Below are 4,999 nucleotides of genomic sequence, written 5' to 3'. Positions count from 1 at the left end.
GTTGTAGTCGGCCTGCGCCAGGTCGATCCAGCTGATCTTGGCGCCCGTATAGGCCTCCCACGGCTTCAGGAAGCCGCGGAACAGAACGTTGTGCAGGTTCTGGTTGTTGAGGCCCATGAAGGTGAGCTCGACGCCGGCGAACTCGCCTTCCTTGACATTGGCCTTGGTCGCTTCGAGGCAGAGCTCGCCCACCTTCTGGAAATCGGCGTCCGTCGGCTGACCCTTGCCGACACCTGGAATCTGCAGGATCTGCGCGCGCAGATCGTCGGCCGCGGCGGCCGGCCGGGTCAGTGCGCCGAGGCCGGCGCCTGAAGCCGCGGCAATCGCGGCCATGCTGGCCGCGCCCTTGAGAATGTCACGCCGGGTGGCACCCGCGCGGACCAGTTTTTCGTAAAGACCGACTCTCATCTACATTCCTCCCAGAACAAAAGCCGTGAATTTGACGTGCCAACCTACCGGACGCCGAAACGTCTGCGTTTCTCCTATACCATACGGGGACGTGGGACCCCACCCTGCGTCGCTTGGAGATCCGATTTCCGGCAAAGCACCGATCATCGGATTTTGCGCTCGCCACTATTCGCGTAATCGATTACCTTGTCAACAGGAATGGCTTTTTATCTATAATATACTGACTTGCCCTTGCCGTTGGCAATGGCTAGCTTCACCGAAAACGATAGGGGAGATGATGGCTCAAGTCGCGATCACCAATGTGGCCAAGGCGTTCGGACCAGTCAAGGTCCTGCACGATGTCAGCGTCGATATCGCCGACGGCCAGTTCGTCGTGCTGGTCGGTCCTTCCGGCTGCGGCAAGTCCACGCTGTTGAGGATGGTGGCCGGGCTGGAGACCGTTTCCGGCGGCACGATCGCGATCGGCGAGCGCGTCGTCAACAATCTGCCGCCGGCGAAGCGCGACATCGCCATGGTGTTCCAGAACTACGCGCTCTACCCGCACAAGACGGTGGAGCAGAACATGGCTTTCGCGCTGAAGCTGCGCAAGACCGATCCGGCGATCGTCGCCGAGCGGGTCAAGCGCGCCGCCGACATCCTCGATCTCGCGCCCTATCTCAAGCGCTATCCGCGTCAGCTCTCGGGCGGCCAGCGCCAGCGCGTCGCCATGGGCCGCGCCATCGTGCGCAACCCGCAGGTCTTCCTGTTCGACGAGCCGCTCTCCAACCTCGATGCCAAGCTGCGCGTCCAGATGCGCACCGAGATCAAGGAACTGCACCAGCGGCTGAAGACCACCACCATTTACGTCACGCACGACCAGATCGAGGCCATGACCATGGCCGACAAGATCGTGGTGATGCGTGACGGCCGCATCGAGCAGGTCGGCGCGCCGCTGCAGCTGTTCGACCGGCCGGCCAATCTCTTCGTCGCCGGCTTCATCGGCTCGCCCGCCATGAACCTTCTGAAGGGCGTCGTGCGGAAGGGCGACAAGTCCGTTGTCGACATATCCGGCACCGCGTTTCCGCTTGCCCCCGGCAGCGCGGCCAAGGATAGCCAAAACGTCGTCTATGGCGTGCGGCCCGAGCATCTCGAAATCCACCCCGACGGCGTCGCTGCCAGGATTTCCGTGGTCGAGCCGACCGGTTCCGAAACCTTGGTCTTTGTGCGCTTCGGCGAAAGCGAGATGGTGGCGCTGTTTCGTGAGCGCCACGACTTCAAGCCGGGTGACACGCTGCATCTCAGGCCACGGCTCGACCAGCTCCACCTCTTCGACGCAAAGACCGGAAACCGGCTCTGATTTCCCAACAGATTTTTCGCGAGGACTGCCATGCTCAAAGGGATCAATCCGCTGCTCAATGCCGACGTGCTCCAGGCACTGCGGGCGATGGGTCACGGCGACGACCTGATCATCTGCGACACCAATTTCCCGGCCGATTCGGTCGCTCGCCAGACGGAGCTCGGCTATCTGCTGCGCATCGACGCGCCGGCGGCGGAGGTGGTGAAGGCGGTGCTGTCGCTCTATCCGCTGGACAGCTTCGTCGACGACGCGGCCGCCCGCATGGAGATCGTCGGCAATCCTGACGAGATCCCGCCGGTGCAGAAGGAGGTGCAGAAGGAGATCGACAAGGCCGAGGGCAAGCCCTGGCCGATGATCTCGATCGAGCGCTACGCCTTCTACGAGCGCGCCAAGAAGGCCTATTGCGTCATCCAGACCGGCGAGCGCCGCTTCTATGGCTGTTTCGCCTTCCGCAAGGGCGTCATTCCGCCGGATGCGGAGTAGGGCGATGGCCGGGAAGCCTGTCGTCATCCTCGGCGTCTTTGTTGCCGACACCGCCTATCGCGCCGATCGCCAGCCGCGCATGGGTGAGACCATCCTCGGCAACTCTTTCAAGCTGGGGCCGGGCGGCAAGGGCTCGAACCAGGCGGTCGCGGCCGGCAAACTGGGCGCCGACACCACCTTCCTGACCCGGCTCGGCGTCGACGCTTTTGCCGACATGGCCAAGCACACCTGGCAGGCGGCTGGCGTGAAGGCGGCGGTGATTGATACGCCGGAGAGCTATACGGGTGCCGCCTATATCTTCGTCGAGGAGACCAGCGGCAACAATGCCATCATCGTCAGCCCTGGCGCGGCGATGCTCATCTCGCACGCCGACATCGAGGCCCATGCCGGCCTGATCCGTTCGGCCGGCGTCTTCATCACCCAGCTCGAACAGCCGATCGAGGCAGCGCTGAAGGCGCTGGAGATCGCGCGCGAGGCAGGGGTGACGACCATCCTCAATCCGGCCCCGGCGGCGAGGCTGCCTGACCGCATCTATGCGCTTTGCGACTACGTCACCCCCAACGAGACCGAGGCCGAGGAACTGACCGGCATCAAGGTGTCGTCCATCGACGATGCCCGCCGCGCCGCCGACAGTTTTCTGGCGAGGGGTGTCGGTTCTGTCATCATCACGCTCGGCGAGAAGGGCGCGCTGCTGCACACGAAGAGCGGCTCCGACCACGTCGGCGCCGTCAGTGCAGGTCCGGTTGTGGAAACAACGGGCGCCGGCGACGCCTTCAACGGCGGTCTCGCGGCGGCCCTGGCGAAAGGCGTCGAGCCGCTGCAGGCGGTGAGATTCGCGTGCGCCGTCGCCGGCATTTCGGTGACCCGTCCTGGCACGGCTCCGTCGATGCCGACATTGCAGGAAGTCGAGGCGCTGCTGGCGAGGGGGTAATTCCCGACCGAGTCGCGTGCAACCCCACCGGTCCGGATTGTCGTCGGGCCACTAGGCATCAAGGCGGCCGATCGGGTGGCGTCCTCCATCCTGGCATTCCCGGTCGGCCAGGATGCCGGAATACCATCTGGGCGCCGAACGTTCTCAAGGCGGTTTCGGAGATCTGCTTATTGCTGTCGTTGGACCGGCATAGACCTGTCGACGCCAACCCGGGTCGCGGCCAGCAAGCCTGCCCAAATGGCCTCTCCGCGTTGGCCTCTGGTGACATATTAGCCACAGATAATGTTTATCGGTGATCCCGTCTTGCGCCTTTGGCTTGGGTGTCCCGTAATGGGTCATCATTTCTGGCATCGCGATTGCAATGTCAGCAATGCTCGGGGTCGATCGTACCCCGACAGCCGGGGGGCAAATTTGGGGGCCCCGCCGCTCCGCCAATGGAGCGGCGGGCTCTTTGACAACTGAGAAGGCCGCCTGAATCGCCAAACCTTGGGTGCTGCAGCCATGTATTTTCCTCAGTTTCTAGTGGGTATGCTCGTGACGTCGTTCGTCACGGCTATCTGGGTTGGAATCGAAACCGGCTCTGTCTGGACAGCGCTCGGTTGGGCCATTCTTGCGATAGTCATTCTTCAGATTGGATATGTCGGTCTGGTCGTGCGCCTGATCTACAAGCGGCCATCAGAAGGCACTGAACTGGCCCAGGTATCGACAAATTACACGCCCCCGGCGTGAAGCGCGGGCGATCAGGCTTGCAGCGTAGCCGGCGCAGGGCTCCCGGACGGGATCATATTGAAAAGCTGCAACCCTCCGCCGCCGGAAAGGTCAAACTTTTTTCGGAGGGGCCGGGCCTAAGCCCTTGGAAGAAATGGCGCGAGTGACGGGGCTCGAACCCGCGACCTCCGGCGTGACAGGCCGGCACTCTAACCGACTGAGCTACACCCGCGCACTGACGAGCACGTATCAGCCGTGTTCGTCGTTGGGCCGCTGGATAAGGGGTTCGCCACCGGGTGTCAAGCGCGGCAAAGCACCTTATCAGCAAACTGGAGAAGGTTTTTTGACAACCGCCTCTTTCCGCTGGAAAACCGCCACGCGGCCAACGCGGCGCCTGTTCATTTGGCCTTGCGAAGCCTGCCCTAACTGCTTAAAGGTCCGGCCCGGAGCGGGCGATTAGCTCAGTTGGTAGAGCGCTTCGTTTACACCGAAGATGTCGGCGGTTCGAGCCCGTCATCGCCCACCATCCCAGCCATCTTCAAGCAGTCACCTGACGCGAATCTCGCCGTTCGGCCACGCCCGCCAACGATCACGGCGGCAGCAGGCGAAAATCCTTGCCTTCGGGCAGCAGCTGTCCGCCGTCGACGACGATGGTCGTGCCGGTGATGTAGCTGGCGTCGTCCGAGGCGAGGAACAGGAAGGCGTTGGCGACGTCGCGCGGGCTGCCCAGCCGTCCGAGCGGTATGGAGTCCTGCATGTTCTGGATATAGGCAGCACCGCGATGCAGCTCGATCGCCTCGGTGAGGATGTTGCCGGGCTCGACGCCGTTGACGGTGATGCCGTAGCCGGCGAATTCGAGCGCGGCGGCACGGATCAGCCCGTTGATGCCGGCCTTGGTCGCCGAATAATGGCCGTGGCCGGGGCTGGTCACGTGCGGCCCGGTGATCGAAGATGTGAACAGCATACGGCCATGCCGCTGCGCCTTCATCGGCACGAGCGCAGCCCGTGTGGCATTAAAGGAGCCGCGCAGGTTGACCGCCATCACTCTATCCCAGTCCTCCGGGCTGGTGTTCTCGATCAGCTGCCAGGGATAAATCCCGGCATTCTGGACCAGGATGTCGAGTCGGCCATGC

General features: G+C 63.3%; 5 protein-coding genes, 2 tRNA genes and 1 pseudogene. 5 read left to right on the top strand and 3 right to left on the bottom strand.

All coding sequences use genetic code 11. The features are described 5' to 3' along the window. Positions 1–408: pseudogene (locus tag EOA33_RS24020) on the bottom strand (sugar ABC transporter substrate-binding protein); the annotation flags it as partial. Positions 409–685: 277 nt separating this feature from the next. Here EOA33_RS24020 and ugpC point away from each other — a divergent pair. From ugpC to EOA33_RS24000, 4 genes are all read left to right on the top strand, one after another. Further along, positions 686–1,744 carry a sn-glycerol-3-phosphate ABC transporter ATP-binding protein UgpC gene (gene ugpC / locus EOA33_RS24015; RefSeq protein ID WP_127406753.1) on the top strand — a complete coding sequence of 353 codons (1,059 nt, stop codon included), beginning with the start codon at positions 686–688 and terminating at the stop codon, positions 1,742–1,744. Positions 1,745–1,774: 30 nt separating this feature from the next. Then, positions 1,775–2,227, top strand: coding sequence for an RbsD/FucU family protein (locus EOA33_RS24010; RefSeq protein ID WP_127406752.1), 453 nt, complete (start codon positions 1,775–1,777; stop codon positions 2,225–2,227). Between the two features lie 4 nt (positions 2,228–2,231). Continuing rightward, positions 2,232–3,158 (top strand): ribokinase, encoded by a 927-nt coding sequence (gene rbsK, locus EOA33_RS24005; protein WP_127406751.1) that lies wholly within the window; start codon positions 2,232–2,234, stop codon positions 3,156–3,158. A gap of 501 nt (positions 3,159–3,659) precedes the next feature. Continuing rightward, positions 3,660–3,887, top strand: coding sequence for a hypothetical protein (locus EOA33_RS24000; RefSeq protein ID WP_127406750.1), 228 nt, complete (start codon positions 3,660–3,662; stop codon positions 3,885–3,887). A gap of 134 nt (positions 3,888–4,021) precedes the next feature. On the opposite strand, the gene EOA33_RS23995 is transcribed toward EOA33_RS24000, so the two are convergent. Then, a tRNA-Asp gene (locus EOA33_RS23995) sits at positions 4,022–4,098 on the bottom strand. A 218-nt stretch (positions 4,099–4,316) separates the two neighbouring features. On the opposite strand from EOA33_RS23995, the gene EOA33_RS23990 reads away from it, so the two are divergent. Beyond that, positions 4,317–4,392, top strand: a tRNA-Val gene (locus EOA33_RS23990). A gap of 63 nt (positions 4,393–4,455) precedes the next feature. Here the strand turns inward: EOA33_RS23990 and EOA33_RS23985 are convergent. After that, positions 4,456–4,999 (bottom strand): SDR family oxidoreductase (locus tag EOA33_RS23985; RefSeq protein WP_127406749.1); only part of this gene is annotated, 544 nt, incomplete at its 5' end.

This window comes from Mesorhizobium sp. M4A.F.Ca.ET.050.02.1.1 (genome assembly GCF_003997725.1).
Lineage (GTDB): Bacteria > Pseudomonadota > Alphaproteobacteria > Rhizobiales > Rhizobiaceae > Mesorhizobium.
This window is presented reverse-complemented; position numbering and strand designations above follow the sequence as displayed.

Bases quoted from the DNA above. Each gene is read 5' to 3' on its own strand.
- ugpC (WP_127406753.1), top strand. From the start codon at position 686: ATGGCTCAAGTCGCGATCACCAATGTGGCCAAGGCGTTCGGACCAGTC.
- EOA33_RS24010 (WP_127406752.1), top strand. From the start codon at position 1,775: ATGCTCAAAGGGATCAATCCGCTGCTCAATGCCGACGTGCTCCAGGCA.
- rbsK (WP_127406751.1), top strand. From the start codon at position 2,232: ATGGCCGGGAAGCCTGTCGTCATCCTCGGCGTCTTTGTTGCCGACACC.
- EOA33_RS24000 (WP_127406750.1), top strand. From the start codon at position 3,660: ATGTATTTTCCTCAGTTTCTAGTGGGTATGCTCGTGACGTCGTTCGTC.